General features: G+C 65.0%; 15 protein-coding genes, 1 tRNA gene and 1 pseudogene. 11 read left to right on the top strand and 6 right to left on the bottom strand.

The genetic code is table 11. The annotated features are described in order from the left end of the window. From ABE522_RS11525 to dxs, 8 genes and pseudogenes are all read left to right on the top strand, one after another. Positions 1 to 978, top strand: a pseudogene (locus tag ABE522_RS11525) (IS3 family transposase); the annotation flags it as partial. A gap of 337 nt (positions 979 to 1,315) precedes the next feature. Then, entirely contained in the window at positions 1,316 to 1,528 is a 213-nt protein-coding gene (locus tag ABE522_RS11520) for a ParD-like family protein (protein WP_042612050.1), read from the top strand. Then, positions 1,525 to 2,292: a type I methionyl aminopeptidase gene (gene map, locus ABE522_RS11515; RefSeq protein WP_346591796.1), complete on the top strand. Its 768-nt coding sequence runs from the start codon at positions 1,525 to 1,527 to the stop codon at positions 2,290 to 2,292. The genes ABE522_RS11520 and map overlap by 4 nt, the downstream gene beginning before the upstream one ends. 344 nt (positions 2,293 to 2,636) lie before the next feature. Then, positions 2,637 to 3,188: a lipocalin family protein gene (locus tag ABE522_RS11510; RefSeq protein ID WP_346591795.1), complete on the top strand. Its 552-nt coding sequence runs from the start codon at positions 2,637 to 2,639 to the stop codon at positions 3,186 to 3,188. A 169-nt stretch (positions 3,189 to 3,357) separates the two neighbouring features. Further along, positions 3,358 to 3,834, top strand: coding sequence for an LEA/WHy family protein (locus ABE522_RS11505; RefSeq protein WP_346591794.1), 477 nt, complete (start codon positions 3,358 to 3,360; stop codon positions 3,832 to 3,834). Positions 3,835 to 3,893: 59 nt separating this feature from the next. Continuing rightward, complete coding sequence (locus ABE522_RS11500) at positions 3,894 to 5,684, top strand: acyl-CoA dehydrogenase C-terminal domain-containing protein (RefSeq protein ID WP_346591793.1); 1,791 nt, start codon at positions 3,894 to 3,896, stop codon at positions 5,682 to 5,684. A 132-nt stretch (positions 5,685 to 5,816) separates the two neighbouring features. Beyond that, on the top strand, positions 5,817 to 6,482 hold the full coding sequence (locus tag ABE522_RS11495; RefSeq protein ID WP_346591792.1) for an HNH endonuclease: 666 nt from the start codon (positions 5,817 to 5,819) through the stop codon (positions 6,480 to 6,482). A 104-nt stretch (positions 6,483 to 6,586) separates the two neighbouring features. Further along, on the top strand, positions 6,587 to 8,494 hold the full coding sequence (gene dxs, locus ABE522_RS11490; protein ID WP_346591797.1) for a 1-deoxy-D-xylulose-5-phosphate synthase: 1,908 nt from the start codon (positions 6,587 to 6,589) through the stop codon (positions 8,492 to 8,494). A 207-nt stretch (positions 8,495 to 8,701) separates the two neighbouring features. Here dxs and ABE522_RS11485 read toward each other — a convergent pair whose 3' ends face one another. Together ABE522_RS11485 and ABE522_RS11480 are read right to left on the bottom strand one after the other, a co-directional pair. Further along, positions 8,702 to 9,286, bottom strand: coding sequence for a DUF3011 domain-containing protein (locus ABE522_RS11485; RefSeq protein ID WP_346591791.1), 585 nt, complete (start codon positions 9,284 to 9,286; stop codon positions 8,702 to 8,704). 149 nt (positions 9,287 to 9,435) lie between these two features. Further along, positions 9,436 to 9,639: a hypothetical protein gene (locus ABE522_RS11480; RefSeq protein ID WP_346591790.1), complete on the bottom strand. Its 204-nt coding sequence runs from the start codon at positions 9,637 to 9,639 to the stop codon at positions 9,436 to 9,438. Between the two features lie 526 nt (positions 9,640 to 10,165). Between ABE522_RS11480 and ABE522_RS11475 the strand changes: the two genes are divergently transcribed. Together ABE522_RS11475 and ABE522_RS11470 are read left to right on the top strand one after the other, a co-directional pair. Continuing rightward, a complete protein-coding gene (locus ABE522_RS11475) occupies positions 10,166 to 10,399 on the top strand; it encodes a DUF1653 domain-containing protein (RefSeq protein ID WP_346591789.1) in 234 nt (77 codons plus the stop codon). Positions 10,400 to 10,508: 109 nt separating this feature from the next. Beyond that, positions 10,509 to 11,228 (top strand): transporter, encoded by a 720-nt coding sequence (locus ABE522_RS11470; protein WP_346591788.1) that lies wholly within the window; start codon positions 10,509 to 10,511, stop codon positions 11,226 to 11,228. Positions 11,229 to 11,567: 339 nt separating this feature from the next. On the opposite strand, the gene ABE522_RS11465 is transcribed toward ABE522_RS11470, so the two are convergent. Next, positions 11,568 to 12,905, bottom strand: a complete 1,338-nt coding sequence (locus ABE522_RS11465) for an MFS transporter (RefSeq protein WP_346591787.1) — start codon at positions 12,903 to 12,905, stop codon at positions 11,568 to 11,570. Positions 12,906 to 13,196: 291 nt separating this feature from the next. Here ABE522_RS11465 and ABE522_RS11460 point away from each other — a divergent pair, with 291 nt between their 5' ends. Beyond that, positions 13,197 to 14,960, top strand: coding sequence for a putative bifunctional diguanylate cyclase/phosphodiesterase (locus tag ABE522_RS11460; RefSeq protein WP_346591786.1), 1,764 nt, complete (start codon positions 13,197 to 13,199; stop codon positions 14,958 to 14,960). A gap of 159 nt (positions 14,961 to 15,119) precedes the next feature. Here ABE522_RS11460 and ABE522_RS11455 read toward each other — a convergent pair. The 3 genes from ABE522_RS11455 to ABE522_RS11445 all read right to left on the bottom strand — a co-directional run bounded on the left by ABE522_RS11455 (position 15,120) and on the right by ABE522_RS11445 (position 15,901). Beyond that, positions 15,120 to 15,196: transfer RNA gene (locus tag ABE522_RS11455), tRNA-Pro, on the bottom strand. A 68-nt stretch (positions 15,197 to 15,264) separates the two neighbouring features. Further along, complete coding sequence (locus ABE522_RS11450) at positions 15,265 to 15,621, bottom strand: MerR family transcriptional regulator (RefSeq protein WP_042612987.1); 357 nt, start codon at positions 15,619 to 15,621, stop codon at positions 15,265 to 15,267. Further along, positions 15,602 to 15,901, bottom strand: a complete 300-nt coding sequence (locus ABE522_RS11445; RefSeq protein ID WP_042612988.1) for an integration host factor subunit alpha — start codon at positions 15,899 to 15,901, stop codon at positions 15,602 to 15,604. Before ABE522_RS11445 ends, ABE522_RS11450 begins: the two co-directional genes overlap by 20 nt. Positions 15,902 to 15,918 lie beyond the last annotated feature (17 nt).

Raw genomic sequence — 15,918 nt, 5'->3', positions numbered from 1 at the left:
GCGAAAGCCGATTCAGGACCTGACTCATGCGGAGCTCATTGAAGAAGTCGCGTACCTGCGTGCGGAGACCGATTTCTTAAAAAAAATCGATGCCTTGATCCAGGAAGAGCAAGCGAAAAAGCGCGAATCAAAGCGCAGATCGTCCAAGGATTGAGGCAGAGGCACCCGTTACATCTCTTGCTCACGGCAGCCGAACTTTCGCGCAGCACCTTCTATTTCCAGCTTCAGGCGATGGAGCGCGGTGACGCCTGCGCGACGCTTAAATCGCGTATCGCTGACATCTACAACCGGCACAAGGGACGCTACGGATACAGGCGAATTACCGCTGTTTTGCGCGAAGCAGGCGAGACCGTCAACCACAAGGCTGTCCAGCGCTTGATGGGTGTAATGGGTCTTAAATCGCTTGCGCGCCCTAAGAAGTACCGTGCCTATCGAGGGCTCGAAGGTGCGATCGCGCCGAACCTGCTGGAGCGACAGTTCAGCGCCGAGCAGCCAAATGAAAAGTGGGTGACTGATGTCACAGAGTTCAAGGTGGGAGACAAGCGCCTTTATCTGTCCCCAGTGATGGATCTTTACAATGCTGAAGTCGTAGCATACGAGGTCAGCGAGAGAGCCTATTTTGAGCTTGTAGGATCGATGTTGAAAAAGGCGTTCACGCGCTTGCGGAAGGATGAGACACCCCTGTTGCATTCGGACCAAGGCTGGCAGTATCAACACTCCAAGTACCGCAACCTGCTCCAGTCCCGTAGTTTGACCCAAAGCATGTCGCGCAAAGGAAACTGCCATGACAATGCGGCCATGGAGATTTTTTTCGGAACGCTCAAGTCAGAGCTTTTCTATCTGACCAAGTTCGAAGATATAGAACATCTTAAGCGCGAGATTGCAGACTACATCCACTACTACAATCACGACCGAATAAAAATGAAGTTGGGCGGGCTGAGTCCGGTGAAGTACCGGCTGCAAGCGAGCGGCAGTTGATCTTTCAACTGTCCAACTAGGAGGGGTCAGTTCAGATCAGGGATCCCCACGTATCGCCCGCCATGAAACCAACGAGCAATGCAGTGCATTCTCCGCCGTGCCCAAAGGGCAAAACAGAGCCAAAAATCCCAAGTTCAATGCAGGATGCTAATCCCGACTGGCGCTCTTCGTCGCCAGCACGCCCATAGCACCAGCCAAGCCCCCCCGCGTACATGGGCGAACCTGCAAAAGTGACGCGATGCGCGAATGGCAGCCGAACCATCGGCTGCGTCCCGCGCCACTTGCGGCGCATATACGCAACATATACGATTCGTATATTCCACATAGAGTCCCGCCCATGGGCATCGTCAACATCGACGACGAACTGCACGACCAGCTCCGCCGCGCCTGCACCGTCAGCCATCGCTCGATCAATGCCCAGGCCAACTTCTGGATCAAGATCGGCATGCTCTGCGAACTGCATCCGGAACTGAGCTACCAGCAGATCGTGGCCGAGCAGTTGCGCAGCGCCGGCGTGCAGACACCGCGGCTGGCCGAGCGGCACACATGATCAAGTCCGCGCAGGAAATCGAACGGATGGCGCAATCCGGCGCGCTGCTGGCCCAGGTGTTCGACCACCTGGACACGCTGGACCTGCGCGGCCGCAGCACGATGGACATCAATGACCTGGTCGAGCGGATGATCGTCGACGACCTGCAGGCGCGTCCGGCCAGCAAGGGCCAGTACGACTTCCCGTTCGTGCTCAACAGCTCCATCGACGACGTGGTCTGCCATGGCGTGCCCTCGGCCGACGACGTGCTGCGCGAAGGGCAGATCGTCAACCTGGACATCACGCTGGAAAAGAACGGATTCATCACCGATTCCAGCACCACCTATCTGGTCGGCGAGGTGCCCTACCCGGCCCAGCGGCTGGTGCAGGCCACGTACCAGGCCATGTGGAAAGGCATCGCGGCGGTGCGCCCCGGCGCGCATACCGGCGACATCGGCCATGCCATCGCCCGTTTCGCCCGCGAACAGGGCTATACCGTGGTCAAGGAATACTGCGGCCATGGCATCGGCCGTGAGATGCACGAAGATCCGCAGATCCTGCATTACGGGCACCGCGGTACCGGCGTGGAGCTGCAGGAAGGCATGGTGTTCACCATCGAACCGATGCTCAACCAGGGCAAGGCGGCGATCCGCCACCAGCCCGACGCGTGGCCGGTGCATACCCGCGACGGCAAATTGTCGGCGCAGTTCGAACACACCGTAGCGGTTACTTCCAGCGGCGTGCGCGTACTGACGTTGCGCAAGGGCGAGGGCGCGCCGAAGTAACTGCTTAAAGAGGCAACCCTTCCGCACCGGTTTCCCGCGTGTCCCCGCCCAAGGCGACGACACGCAGCAGCCTTTGGATCAGGCCGGACCGAACCCGCGGGTGGTCTTCTTCTCGTTCTTGTCCGCCTTCTTTTCCTTGGCGGTCTTGGCAGGTTTCTTCTTCTGCTCTTTCTTCTTGTCCAGACCCTTGCTCATTGCGGCATTCCTTTTGTCGGTAGCGACGGCGCGAGCATGCCACATCTGCCAGCTGCCAAGGCGCCCGGGCGCGAACGGCCGGGTGCTTCACGTCACCCTCGGCGCGGCAACCGCTAAGCTCGCCCCATCGCCACACGAGCCACACGCCGATGCCAACCTTCTCCGCCCTTCGCCGCGCCTGTGCGCTTGCCCTGCTGCTGCCCCTGGCCGGCCTCGCCCACGCCGCCGAACCGGTGCGCGCGGTCGCCGCGCTGGATATCGACCGCTATGCCGGGCAGTGGCACGAAATCGCCCATCTTCCGGTGTCCTTCCAGAAGAAATGCGTCGGCGACATCACCGCCACCTATGGGCTGCGCAGCGATGGCCGGATCTCGGTGCTCAACGGCTGCCGCGTGGAAGACGGCACGCGCATCCAGGCCGAAGGCGTCGCCCGCCCGGTCAAGGGCGAACCGGGTCAGCTGGAGGTGCGCTTCGCCCCGGACTGGCTGTCCTGGGTGCCGCTGGTATGGGCCGATTACTGGGTGATCGCGCTGGACCCGGACTACCAATGGGCGGTGGTCGGCGAGCCGGATCGCAAGTACCTGTGGATCCTGTCGCGCTCGCCGAGCATGGAGCGCGGGCAGTTCGAAGCGCTCAAGGCACGTGCCGAAGCGATGGGCTATGACCTGGCCCCGTTGAAGGTGCTCGCGCCACTGCGCTGAACCGCCGGCCGCGCCGCACACCGCCGAACCCCGCCTGACACGCCTGCGCGTGACCGCTGCCCCTGGCAGCGGAGCGCGTTAATCTTGGCGTTCAGGCGAATGCCTGTGCACGCCACCATACGCCGTAGTATCTTTCTCTCCACGCACCCCTTCCGCGAGGACCTGCGCCATGCTCCGCCGCTTCCGAATCCCCCTGATCGCCCTGTCCGTCCTCGCCCTTGCCGCCTGCGGCGAAAAGGTGGTCAAACGCGTTTCCGAACCGGCCAGCAGCCTGCAGCAGCTGACCGTCAACGCCGATGGCAGCTGGAAGGTCGCGCTGCGCCTGCAGAACTTCAGCTCCATGCCGATGCGCTTCGATGACATCGCCCTGAAGCTATCGGTTGGCGATGCCGAGGCCGGCACGCTCAGCGCCAAGCCGGGCGTATCGATCGGCGGCGCATCGGCCGATGTGATCGAGCTGCAGCTGCAGCCGGCCGCCCAGGCCCGCTTGATAGTGGCCGACGCGCTGGCCAGCAACCACACCCTGGCCTACGCGCTGGAAGGATCGGTCTCGGCCACGCCGGAAGAAAAGAAGCAACGCACGTTCCAGATCAACAACCGCAGCACCCTCAACCACGCCCCGGGCCTGCCCGGCGTGCTGCGCTGAGGCGATCGCACCGTCGTCGCCGCGCCACGCCCCTGCCCCCTGATCGAGATGCTTCAACGATGAGCAGCTATACCGCCCCGCTTTCCGATCTGCGTTTCGCCCTGCATGACGTGCTCAAGGTCGAGCCGCTGTTCGCCCGCCTGGGCTTCACCGACGCCACCGCCGATGTGGTCGATGCCGTGCTGGAAGAGGCCGGCCGCTTCAGCGCCTCGGTGCTGGCACCGCTGAACAGCGTGGGCGATGAAGTGGGCTGCGTGCTCGACCAGGCCAGCGGCGAGGTCACCACCCCGCCCGGTTTCAAGGCGGCCTACGACCAGTTCGTGGAAGGCGGCTGGACCGGCCTGACCGCCTCGCCGGAGGTCGGTGGCCAAGGCCTGCCGCACACCCTGGGCGTGCCGCTCAACGAGATGATCAACGGCGCCAACCTGGCCTGGGGCAACTTCCCGCTGCTGTCGCATGGCGCGATCGAAGCGCTGAAGCAGCATGGCGAAGCGTGGCAGCACGACGCCTTCCTGAAGCCGCTGATCGAAGGCCGCTGGACCGGCACCATGTGCCTGACCGAACCGCATTGCGGCACCGACCTGGGCCTGCTGAAGACCAAGGCCGAGCCGAACCCGGACGGCAGCTACCGCATCACCGGTACCAAGATCTTCATTACCGCCGGCGAGCACGACCTGACCGACAACATCGTGCACCTGGTGCTGGCCAAGCTGCCCGATGCGCCCCCGGGTGCGAAGGGCATTTCGCTGTTCGTCACCCCGAAGTTCAAGGTCGACCGCGAAGGCAATGTCGGCGAGCGCAACGCACTGCGCTGCGGTTCGATCGAACACAAGATGGGCATCAAGGGGTCGGTCACCTGTGTGATGAACTTCGACGGCGCCGAAGGTTACCTGGTCGGCCAGCCGCACAAGGGCCTGCAGGCGATGTTCACAATGATGAACACCGCGCGCCTGGGGGTGGGCCTGCAGGGCATCGGCCTGTCCGAACGTGCGTACCAGAACGCGCTGAAATATTCGCGTGAGCGCCTGCAGTCGCGTTCGCTGAGTGGAGCCAAGTTCCCGGACAAGCCGGCCGACCCGATCCTGGTGCACCCGGACGTGCGCCGCATGCTGCTGACGATCAAGTCTTTGGTGGAAGGCAGCCGCCTGCTGGCCCTGCACGCGGCGACCCTGATCGACGTGGCGCACAGCGCGCAGGATGCGGCCGAGCGCGAACGCGCCGATACCCTGGTGAGCTTCCTGACCCCGATTTCCAAGGCGTGCCAGACCGAATGGGGCATCGAGAATACCTACAACGCCCTGCAGTGCTTTGGGGGCCATGGCTACATCCGCGAACACGGCATGGAACAGCTGGCCCGGGATGCGCGCATCACCACGCTGTATGAAGGCACCACCGGCATCCAGGCGCTGGACCTGATCGGCCGCAAGACTGCGTCCAGCCAGGGCGCGGGGCTGAAGCTGTTCCTGGCCGAAATCGAGACGTTCGCCAAGGCGCACGAAAGTGATGAGGCGCTGGCGGAGTTCATCGCACCGCTGCGGGCGAAGGCCGCCGAATGGGGTGGACTGACGATGGACGTGCTGCAGCGCGCGGCGGCCAACCCGGATGAGCTGGGTGCCGCCAGCCACGATTACCTGTTCTATTCCGGGTATGTGGTACTGGCGTACTGGTGGGCACGCAGCGTTGCCGCGGCTGATGCCAGCAGCCAGACCGAAGCGTTCAAGCAGGCCAAGCGGGAGACCGCGCGGTTCTACTTCGCGCGCGTACTGCCGCGCACGCTGGGCCACGCCGCCGCCATCCAGGCCGGTGCGGATTCGCTGATGGCGATGGACGACGCGCGCTTCGGCGCCTGAGCCGGGCAAGGGCGTGACGACCAACGGTCGTCACCCACCAGGGCAGGAGCATGACGGCCAGCGGCCGTCACTACCGGGTTCGGTTCGGGGCATACACAAAATGCAAACATTCGGGTATAAGCTGTTATCCCGATGGAGACAGACACTACACGCTTAGGTCTGATCACTACCGGAGCTGCCTTCCCCGCTCCGGACGCCGGGTCATCGCCCGAAGCCAGCCCCCTGCACCGCCCCGGCAGCGTCCGCCTGCTTTCGCTGGACGCGCATGGCCGGGTCCTTGACTGGATCAACTGGCAGGATGCTTCGTGCCTGTATGCGCGCGGCGCGGTGGCGTGGACCCTGGGCGACCCTTGCCTGCACATCCATGGCGGCACCAACCGGCTCAGCGGACTGCGTAGCGGACTGGACCTGCATCCGATCATCGCCACCCGTGGCCATGCCCGCTCGCGCGCGCCAGACCCCACCCCGACCCTCACCAATGCGGCGCTGTTCGCGCGCGACGCGCATCTGTGCCTGTACTGCGGCCAACAGCATTCGCGACCGGTTCTCACCCGCGACCATGTGATGCCGCTGTCCAAAGGCGGACTGGACGTATGGGAAAACGTGGTTACCGCGTGCTTCCACTGCAACTCCCGGAAGAGCAACCGGACCCCGCAGCAGGCGGGCATGCCCTTGCTGGCCGTGCCTTTCCGGCCGAGCTGGATCGAACACCTGATCCTCTCCAACCGCAATATCCTGGCCGACCAGATGGCCTTCCTGAAGGCGCAGTTGCCGAAGAAGTCCAAGCTTTCCGCCTGACCATTGCAGTGGACAAACTCACTGCGCGATCACGCGTGTCGGGGTCTGCTTGCTCCACCCCGGTTTGAGCGCGAAAATAGCCGGTCAGCACAAGTACGAACATGATGATCGACTCTGCCCGCTATCCCCGCCTCTCGCGCATCCAGACACCGGATGAACTGCGCACGTTCGAAGAATCCGAACTGAGGGCCATCGCCGACGAACTGCGCGCCTACCTGATCGAATCGGTCGGCCGCAGCGGGGGGCACTTTGCTGCCGGCCTGGGCGTCATCGAACTCACCGTGGCGCTGCACTACCTGTACCAGACGCCACACGACCAGCTGGTCTGGGACGTAGGCCACCAGACCTATCCGCACAAGATCCTCACCGGCCGACGCGACCAGATCCACACGGTCAAGCAGAAGGACGGCGTGGCCCCGTTCCCCAAGCGCGAGGAAAGCGAGTTCGACACCTTCGGCGTCGGCCATTCGTCCACCTCCATTTCCGCCGCGCTGGGCATGGCGATCGCACGCCAGCGCGAAGGCGATGACCGCCGCGTGGTGGCGGTCATCGGCGATGGCGCGATGACCGCCGGCATGGCCTTCGAAGCGCTGATGCACGCCGGTGGCATGGAACCGGAGCCGAACCTGCTGGTGATCCTCAACGACAACAACATGTCGATCTCCGAGGCCGTCGGCGGACTGACCAAGGTGCTCGGCCGCGCCACCGGCAGCCGCACGCTCAATGCGCTGCGCGAAGGCGGCAAGAAGATCCTCGGTGACAAGCGCAACAACCCGGCGCGCTTCGTCAAGCGCTGGGAAGAACACTGGAAGGGCATGTTCGTGCCCTCCACCATGTTCGAAGAGATGGGCTTCCACTACACCGGCCCCATCGACGGCCATGACATGCCGGCCCTGCTGTCCACGCTGAAGACGCTGCGGACGCTGAAAGGCCCGAAGCTGCTGCACGTGCTGACCACCAAGGGCAAAGGCTACGAGCCCGCCGAAGGTGACCAGATCGGCTACCACGCGGTGGGTCCGTTCGATCCGGTCAAAGGCCTGGTGGCCAAGGGTGGCGCCAAGAAGCCGACCTACACCGACGTCTTCAGTGACTGGCTGTGCGACGCCGCCGCCGCCGAACCGCGCCTGCACGGGATCACGCCGGCGATGCGCGAAGGCTCCGGGCTGGTGCGCTTCAGCCGCGAATACCCCGAGCGCTACTTCGACGTGGCCATTGCCGAACAGCACGCGGTGACCCTGGCCGCCGGCATGGCCACGCAGGGTGCCAAGCCGGTGGTGGCGATCTATTCGACCTTCCTGCAGCGCGCCTACGACCAGCTGGTGCACGACGTGGCGATCCAGAACCTGGACGTGCTGTTCGCCATCGACCGCGCCGGGGTGGTCGGCCCCGACGGCGCCACCCACGCCGGCAACCTGGACCTGAGCTTCCTGCGCTGCGTGCCGAACATGGTGGTGATGGCGCCATCCAACGAAGCCGAATGCCGCCAGATGCTCAGCACCGGCCTGCAGCATGCCGGCCCGGCCGCGGTGCGCTATCCGCGCGGCAGCGGCACCGGCGTGGACGCTGGCACCGACCTGTCGACCCTGCCGATCGGCAAGGGCGAGATCCGCGTGGAAGGCAGCCGCGTGGCCCTGCTGGCCTTTGGCAGCACCGTGCCGGCGGCCGAGGAAGTGGGTCGTGCACTCGGCCTGACCGTGGTCAACATGCGCTTCATCAAACCGCTGGATCGCGAGCTGGTGCTGCAGCTGGCCGCACGCCACGAAGGCTTCGTGACCATCGAAGACAACGTGGTGGCTGGCGGTGCCGGCTCGGCCGTGGCCGAACTGCTGAGCGCCGAAGACGTGCTGAAGTCGATCCTGCATCTGGGGTTGCCCGATGGCTTCCAGCATCACGCCAGCCGCGAAGACCTGCTGGGCGAAGCGGGCATCGACGCGGCGGGTATCCGTGCAGCCGTGCTGAAGCGCTGGCCGACCCTGAACGCCGGCAGCGCGCCGCTGAGCGCGGCGGGCTGACCGAGCTAGCGACGGCCGCTGGCCGTCATGCTACCGCCGTGATGGGTGACGACCGTTGGTCGTCACGCTGTCGCCGCTGCCCTCGCCGAGCATGGCTCGGCGCTACTCGGCGGGTAGTGGTGGGTGACGACCGTTGGTCGTCACGCTGTTGCCGCAGCGCTCGCCGAGCATGGCTCGGCGCTACCCACGGCCAGATAACCCGCGCGCTCAGCGCACCATGAACTGCCCGCGGCAACCGTTGCTGACCCATACGCCGTTACGGTCCCAGCCCCAGCTCTGGCCTTCGATGCAGGCCGTGCCGGACTTCTGCTTCACCAGGCGCGCATCCTGGCGGATGGTGACGTTGCAGCGGCGCTGGCGACGATCATTGGAATCGCAGTCGATCACCTGCCCGGCCGATCCCCAGCCATTGCCATTGCCATTGCCATTGCCGCCGCCCCAGTTGCCGCCGCCGTGGCCGGGACGCGACGGCCGTCCACGTTCGCCGACGAATTCGGCGCGGCAGCCATTGCTGACCCACACGCCACCGCGCGACTGGCCCCAGCTGCGGCCCTCCACGCAGGCAGCGCCGGACAGCTGGCGGACCAGGCGTGCGCGCCCCTCAAGACGGCATTCCTGGTTGCGGTTCTTCACGGACTCACAGCGGATCGTGTCGCCACCGCTGCTGCCATAGCGATCGTTGTCGCGATACTGCGCCTGCGCGGAGCCGGCAATGCCCGCGCCGACCAGCAAGGGGAGACAGACGGCCCACAGCATCGAAGGGCGGCGCGAAACAGACAGTTCCTGGGTCATCGTGGTGCGTCCTGGTAGGGCGGTGTGGACCGAGCATGGCGCAAGAGCGGGTCGCAGCAAAGATGTCCGGCAATGCGCCGGTCGCCGCCCATTCAAGTAGCCGAGCGGAAGCTGAATAGGTTCACTTGAAGCCGCGTTCGCTCCCTGGTTCACCCGTAACGGACGGTATCAACGAAGGCGTCGCTGACCTCCACGCGCACCGAGCAGGACTGCCCGGTACGGGTATGCAGCTCACGGGCCAGGGCATCGGCGAAGTCGAATGCCGCGCTCCCGTCGTGGAACGAAACGGACTCCGGCTTCTGCGGATGCAGCACGCGCCACTGGCGCTGCTCGTTCTGGATGCGGATCAACATAAGGTCTCTCTCCATGATCGGACGGTTGCCATGAAGGCCGACGCTGGCGGGCAGCTACCTTGCCGCCGCTGTGCTTGGCCTCGCCCATGACACCAATGGCCCCCGCCAGTAAGGAGGCTAGGGCATATCTGACACCGACGGCATCAGGGTTTTCTGAAATTCCAGCCCAGGACGCAGGGCATCCACGACAACGTGACGCTGGAATCCAGACTAGGTGGCAGACGCCTGCGGCCCCATCGGTCTGGTCTGAATTCCAATCCCTCACATGACTGACGCTGTTCATGACACCGCTTCCGTGATGCTTGTCACGAAGCGTTACCCATTTCACACTACGTACACCTTAGGGGGCCCTTCCACATGCGCACCTTTCTGTACCAACGTCCTTCCCTGCTCAAGTTCTACTTCGCCGCCAGCTATGTGATCCTCGTCGAGGAGCTGATCCGCGCGACGCTGTTCTGACACGGCGGTGGACGCCGCGCCCGCGGCATTGAACAATCAGCGGCCATCCTGCCTGCGTGAGTGTCCCGTGTCCGAGCTGCCTGCCCTGCCCGTCCTGCAACCCGGACGCTACCGCCACTTCAAGGGCGGCCTGTACGAGGTCGTCGACGTGGTCCGCAGCAGCGAGACGCTGCAGCCGATGGTGTTGTACCGCGCGCTGTACGGCGAAGGCGGCCTGTGGGTACGCCCCTACGCGATGTTCGTCGAGCACGTGGAAGGCGCCGATGGCAGCCAGCCGCGCTTCGCCCGCCTGGTCGATTGACCGGTCGGCCGGCGCAACCGCATGATGCCCCATCTCCCGGGGGATTGTTCCGATGCGAAGCGCGCACCAGGCCGTAGTGGTTTCTTGTGCCCTCTTCCTGAGCGGTCCCTTGAAGGCCGAGCAGGCAGAGCAACCGCCGTCGTTCGACCGGCCCGGTATCGGCCTCGGCACCGGCATCGTGCCGCGCGGCGCGCTGGCAATCGAGCTGGGACTGCCGTCCCATGAACGCGATCGCGATGCCGACGGGCTTCGCACCGAGCAGCTTTCCGGCGATGTCACCCTGCGCACCGGCCTGTTCGAACACTGGGAAGTACAGTTCGCCGGATCACCGTGGCAGCACCAACGCAGCCGCCTGCCCGGCATGGCCAGCACGCGTACGCGCGGCGGCGGCGATGCCCGGCTCGCCCTGAAGTGGGCACCGCCGACCGGTCGCGAATCCGACCGTTGGGCACTCCTTGCGTCGGCCACGGTGGCGCGCGGCGATGCGGCGTTCAGCGAGGGGCGCCAGTACGCGCTGGCGGGCAGCTACGAGCATGACCTCAGCGACCGCTGGACCGGTGCGCTGTATGCCAGCCACAGCCGCGGTGACGGCGAGCGCAGCACGGTGTGGTCGCCCAGCGTGTCGCTGGCCCTCACGCCCCGCCTGTCTGCATTCGTGGAGGCCGGGGTGACCAAGGCGCGCGGCGAGCCACGGCAAACGGTGGCCGGCGCCGGTCTGACCTGGATGTGGACCGACAGGGTCCAGTTGGATGCATCGTTTGATGCGGGGCTGGATGCCGACAGCCCGGACATGCAGGCCGGGGTCGGGATTTCCGCGTATTTCGAATAGAGGCGAAGGATGTGCCGACCAAGGTCGGCACCTACGGGTCGGCACCTACGGGTGGGCAGGCTTTACCACGGTGCGAACAGGGTGATCCCTACGATCACCAGCACCACGGCCAACGCGATCATCAGGTAATGGCTCTGGCGCCACGACGGTTTCTGTTTTCCAGGGGTGTTCATGGTGTTGCTCCGGTGCGTTGGCTTACGTCACCAGAGTGCGGTAACGCCGGCATCGGCGCAGTGCACGCCGCGTGCAGGCCGCGTCAGCATCGTGCGTTCCCCCGCAGCCATGAGAAAGGCCCGCGCATTGCGGCGCGGGCCTTCGAATCACCAGCTCACTACCGCATTACTTGCGGGTGCCGTCCAGCCAGTTCGGTCCCTTGTTCTTCAGGAAGAAGATGTAGACCACCAGCGACACCGCGATGACTGCGGTGATGTAGATGACGAACTCATTGACCCGGCCGGCCTTCAGCGCGCCCTGGTACAGCAGCGGCGCGGTGCCGCCGAACAGCGAGTTGGCCAGCGCGTAGCCCAGGCCGACGCCCAGTGCACGGATGTGCGCGGGGAACAGTTCGGCCTTCACCACCGCGTTGATCGACGTGTACCCGGTCAGGATCACGAAACCGGTGGCCAGGATCAGGAACGCCGACAGCGCCGAGGTCTGCTGCGGCAATGCGGTGACCAGGTACCAGGTGTAGAGCACGCCACCCACACCGAAGAACACCAGCAGGCTCTTGCGGCCGATGCGGTCGGACAACAGGCCGCCCAGTGGCTGCAGCAGCATCAGGAAGGTCAATACGCCCAGGTTGATCAGCGTGCCGGTGATCACGTCGTCGCCGGCGAAGGCGGTCTGGATCATCTTCGGGCCGTTGATGGTGTAGGTGTAGAACGCGACCGTACCGCCGGCGGTGATCAGGAAGCACAGCAGCAGCGGGCGCCACTGGTTGACGAACAGTTCGCGCATCGACCCGCTGGCCTTGGCCTTGCCATCCTTCGCTGCTTCGATCGATTCCGCGCTCAGCGATTCATCCATCGTACGACGCAGCCAGAACACCACCAGCGCCCCGATGCCACCGATGCCGAAGGCCACGCGCCAGCCCCATTCGGAAACATGCGACGTATCCCAGGACAGCAGCATCACCAGCAGCACGGCCTGCGCCAGGACGTGCCCACCCACCAGGGTGACGTAATGGAAAGAGGACAGGAAACCGCGCCAGCCGGGCACGGCCGCTTCGGACATGTAGGTCGCACTGGCGCCATACTCGCCACCGGTGGCGAAGCCCTGCAGCAACCGCGCGAACAGCAGGATGACCGCCGCCCAGATGCCGATGGACGCTGCGGTGGGGGCGATGGCGATAAGGAAGGAGCAGGCGGCCATCACGCTGACCGACACGGTGAGCGCCAGGCGGCGGCCGTAGCGGTCGGCGAACCGTCCGAAGTACCAGGCGCCGATCGGACGCATCAGGAACGTGGCGGCGAAGATGCCCCAGATGTACATGGTGGAGTTCTTGTCGTCGGCCGAGAAGAACTGCGATTCGAAGTACTTTGCGAATACCGAATAGACGTAGACGTCGTACCACTCGACCAGGTTGCCGGCCGAGCCTTTCAGCGTGTTGGACACCGAACGTTTCAGCGCGGCGCGCTCCGAAACGGGCGATGCCGCCGTGGATTGGGAAATGCTCATGGGGGAAAACGGCCCTCAGGTTGAGCCCCCTCGGGAGGGGGGCATTGGATCCGGCGCTGCCGACGACGCGCAATGCCGCCGTCAGCTGGGTTGCCGAGGCAAGTACCTTACCTGAGGACGACGTGAAACACCGTTACACCTTCGGGCTATGGCATTTAGCGGTCGCCTGCGCCCGCGACCTGCCGCTTTCCGCTGAATGCGCGAAGGCGCAGATCGTGGACGCCACGTTGATGCGGGCGGGCGCATTCTGTCGTTCGTTACCAGCGCGTGAGTGCGCCGAGCCCTCTCCCCATGCCGCAGCTGTCCGAGGAACTGAAAGTCCAGGAACGGATGACCGTCGTAGGCGCCCTGCAGGTGCTGGATGCGGCAGCGGGCGCTTCGTTGGACCGCATCACCCGGCTGGCCGCCTTCGCCTTCGATGCGCCGGTCGCCTTCGTGTCGATCGTCGGCGTGGACACCCAGCGCTTCATCTCGCGGGTGGGACTTGAGATCACCGGGACCGATATCCGCTCCTCCATCTGCTCCTACACCATCACCTCGCCCGATGTCATGGTCGTTGAAGACCTCGGCGCGGATCCGCGGTTCGTGGAAAACGCGCTGGTCTGCGGTCCCCCGCACCTGCGCTTCTACGCCGGCGCACCGTTGATCGCCAAGAATGGGGTGGCGATCGGCGCGATCTGCGTCATGGGCACGGCCCCGCGCGAGCTGGACCAGCAGGATCGCCAGCATCTGAAAACACTGGCGGCGATGGCCATGGGCCAGCTCGAGCTGCGGCGCCTGTCCGGTCGGCAGGACCCGGTGAGTGGCCTGCCCAACCGTCACCAGTTCCACATCGATTACGACGGTCTGGTGGCCCGCGCCACCGGCAACTGCCTGCATGCGGTGATGGTGGACGTGCTGGACGTGCCACGCCTGGACGAAGCCGGCCAGGCACTGGGCCTGCCCCCGCTGGAGGCGATGATCCACCGGTCCGGCGTTCGTCTGCGGGTGGCCCTTGAAGACATCACCGACATCTACCACGTCGGCGTCAGCCGCTTCGCTTTCCTGGTCGACCTTCCCTCGCCCGGTGACGTGGAAGCGCTGCTGCTGGAACTGAAACAACGCATCACACGGCCGGTCATGGCCGCCGCGGTGCCGATGTCGCCGCAGTTCCACGCGGGCATCTGCGCGTTCGACCCCGCCGCCGACAGCAGCAATGACGTGCTGCGCAAACTGCTGGTCGGCGTGCAGGCGGCGATCAGCAGCCGCCGCGATTTCTGCTGGTATTCCGAACGCCGCGACGAGTTGCTGCGGCGCGGCTACCGGTTGGCGGCCGATGCCGAACGCGGGCTGCGGCGCGAAGAGTTCTACCTGCTGTTCCAGCCGCGCGTGGATACGCTGAGTGGCGCGGTGGTGTCGGCCGAGGCGCTGATCCGCTGGAACCATCCGCGGCTGGGTCCCGTCGGGCCGGCCGAGTTCATTCCGGTGTTCGAACGCACTGCGCTGATGCCCGCGGTCAGCGGCTGGGTGGTGGATGCGGCACTGGACCAGTTGGCGCTCTGGCAGCGTGACGGCGTGCCACTGGGCATGTCGATCAACCTGACCGCGTCGGACCTGTCCACCGACGGCATGGCCGAGCGCCTGCTGCAGAAGCTGGCCGCACGCGACCTGCGCCCGTCGCTGCTGGAAATCGAGATCACCGAGGGCGAATGGCTGCGCGCCAATACGGTGGCCGGCGACCAATTGGCACGCCTGGCCGCAGCGGGCGTACGGGTGGCGATCGATGACTTCGGCAGTGGCTACAGCAATTTCGGCTACCTCTCGCGACTGCCGATTTCCACCATCAAGATGGATAAATCGCTGGTGGACCACGTGGCCGATGATCCGGGCGCGCGGCTGAAAGCGAAAGCCATCATCGAACTGGCCAGGGGCCTGGGCTACACCACCGTGGCCGAAGGCGTGGAAAGCTTGGAGCAGCGGCAGGTGCTGACCGAACTGGGCTGTGACCAGCTGCAGGGGTATCTGTTCGCCGCCCCGCTGGCGGCGCACGAACTGGCGGCGATGGCGGCCCCGTAGGGACGGCCGCTGGCCGTCATAGCACCCGCCTTCTGTAGGTGACGACCGTTGGTCGTCACGCTCCTGGCTTGCCGCTGCGCTCGCCGAGCATGGCTCGGCGCTACCCACAAAACGAAAAAGGCCCGCGCATTGCTGCACGAGCCTCTTCTTTCATCACAGTGGTCGGGACGGCCGGATTCGAACCGACGACCCTCTGCCCCCCAGGCAGATGCGCTACCAGGCTGCGCTACGCCCCGAATATCTGCGATGTTGCCCCGCCGTTGAAGCGGGCCGTGAAGTATAGCGGATCAACGCGAAAAAAGAATCAGCGGCGAAGCAGTTGCAGCACTTCTTCCAATTCCACGCGGACCTGCTTGATGATCTGCTGGCTGAGCGCGGCTTCGCCACGCGCATCGGCGCCATCCAGCCGCAACCGCGCCCCGCCGATCGTATAGCCCTGTTCGTACAGCAGGCTGCGGATCTGCCGGATCATCAGCACGTCATGGCGCTGGTAATAGCGACGGTTGCCGCGGCGTTTGGCCGGCTCCAGGCTGGGAAACTCCGTTTCCCAGTAGCGCAGCACGTGCGGCTTGACGTCGCACAGCTCACTGACCTCACCGATGGTGAAGTAGCGCTTGGCCGGTATCGGCGGAAGCTCTCTGTTACTGCCCGGATCCAGCATACGCTTCCACCCTTTCCTTGAGCTTCTGGCCCGGACGGAAGGTGACTACCGTGCGGGCGGAAATCGGAATTTCCTCACCGGTCTTCGGGTTGCGACCCGGGCGCTGGTTCTTGCGCCGCAGGTCGAAGTTGCCAAAGCCGGACAGCTTTACCTGACGTCCATGTTGCAACGCTTCACGCAGCACATCGAAGAACGCGTCGACGAATTCCTTGGCTTCACGCTTGTTCAGGCCGACTTCGTCGAACAGTTTTTCGGCCATTTCAGCCTTGGTCAGTGCCATCGCCTGCTTACCCCTGG

Origin of the sequence: Stenotrophomonas lacuserhaii, assembly GCF_039674585.1 — a bacterium.
Taxonomy (GTDB): Bacteria; Pseudomonadota; Gammaproteobacteria; order Xanthomonadales; family Xanthomonadaceae; genus Stenotrophomonas; species Stenotrophomonas pennii_A.
The sequence above is the reverse complement of the archived record's forward strand: the minus strand, read 5'-3'. Positions and strand labels throughout refer to the sequence as shown.

Excerpts from the sequence above, each read along its gene's own strand:
- ABE522_RS11520 (WP_042612050.1), top strand. The coding sequence starts at position 1,316 with ATGGGCATCGTCAACATCGACGACGAACTGCACGACCAGCTCCGCCGC.
- map (WP_346591796.1), top strand. The coding sequence starts at position 1,525 with ATGATCAAGTCCGCGCAGGAAATCGAACGGATGGCGCAATCCGGCGCG.
- ABE522_RS11510 (WP_346591795.1), top strand. The coding sequence starts at position 2,637 with ATGCCAACCTTCTCCGCCCTTCGCCGCGCCTGTGCGCTTGCCCTGCTG.
- ABE522_RS11505 (WP_346591794.1), top strand. The coding sequence starts at position 3,358 with ATGCTCCGCCGCTTCCGAATCCCCCTGATCGCCCTGTCCGTCCTCGCC.
- ABE522_RS11500 (WP_346591793.1), top strand. The coding sequence starts at position 3,894 with ATGAGCAGCTATACCGCCCCGCTTTCCGATCTGCGTTTCGCCCTGCAT.
- ABE522_RS11495 (WP_346591792.1), top strand. The coding sequence starts at position 5,817 with ATGGAGACAGACACTACACGCTTAGGTCTGATCACTACCGGAGCTGCC.
- dxs (WP_346591797.1), top strand. The coding sequence starts at position 6,587 with ATGATCGACTCTGCCCGCTATCCCCGCCTCTCGCGCATCCAGACACCG.
- ABE522_RS11485 (WP_346591791.1), bottom strand. The coding sequence starts at position 9,286 with ATGACCCAGGAACTGTCTGTTTCGCGCCGCCCTTCGATGCTGTGGGCC.
- ABE522_RS11480 (WP_346591790.1), bottom strand. The coding sequence starts at position 9,639 with ATGTTGATCCGCATCCAGAACGAGCAGCGCCAGTGGCGCGTGCTGCAT.
- ABE522_RS11465 (WP_346591787.1), bottom strand. The coding sequence starts at position 12,905 with ATGAGCATTTCCCAATCCACGGCGGCATCGCCCGTTTCGGAGCGCGCC.
- ABE522_RS11460 (WP_346591786.1), top strand. The coding sequence starts at position 13,197 with ATGCCGCAGCTGTCCGAGGAACTGAAAGTCCAGGAACGGATGACCGTC.
- ABE522_RS11450 (WP_042612987.1), bottom strand. The coding sequence starts at position 15,621 with ATGCTGGATCCGGGCAGTAACAGAGAGCTTCCGCCGATACCGGCCAAG.
- ABE522_RS11445 (WP_042612988.1), bottom strand. The coding sequence starts at position 15,901 with ATGGCACTGACCAAGGCTGAAATGGCCGAAAAACTGTTCGACGAAGTC.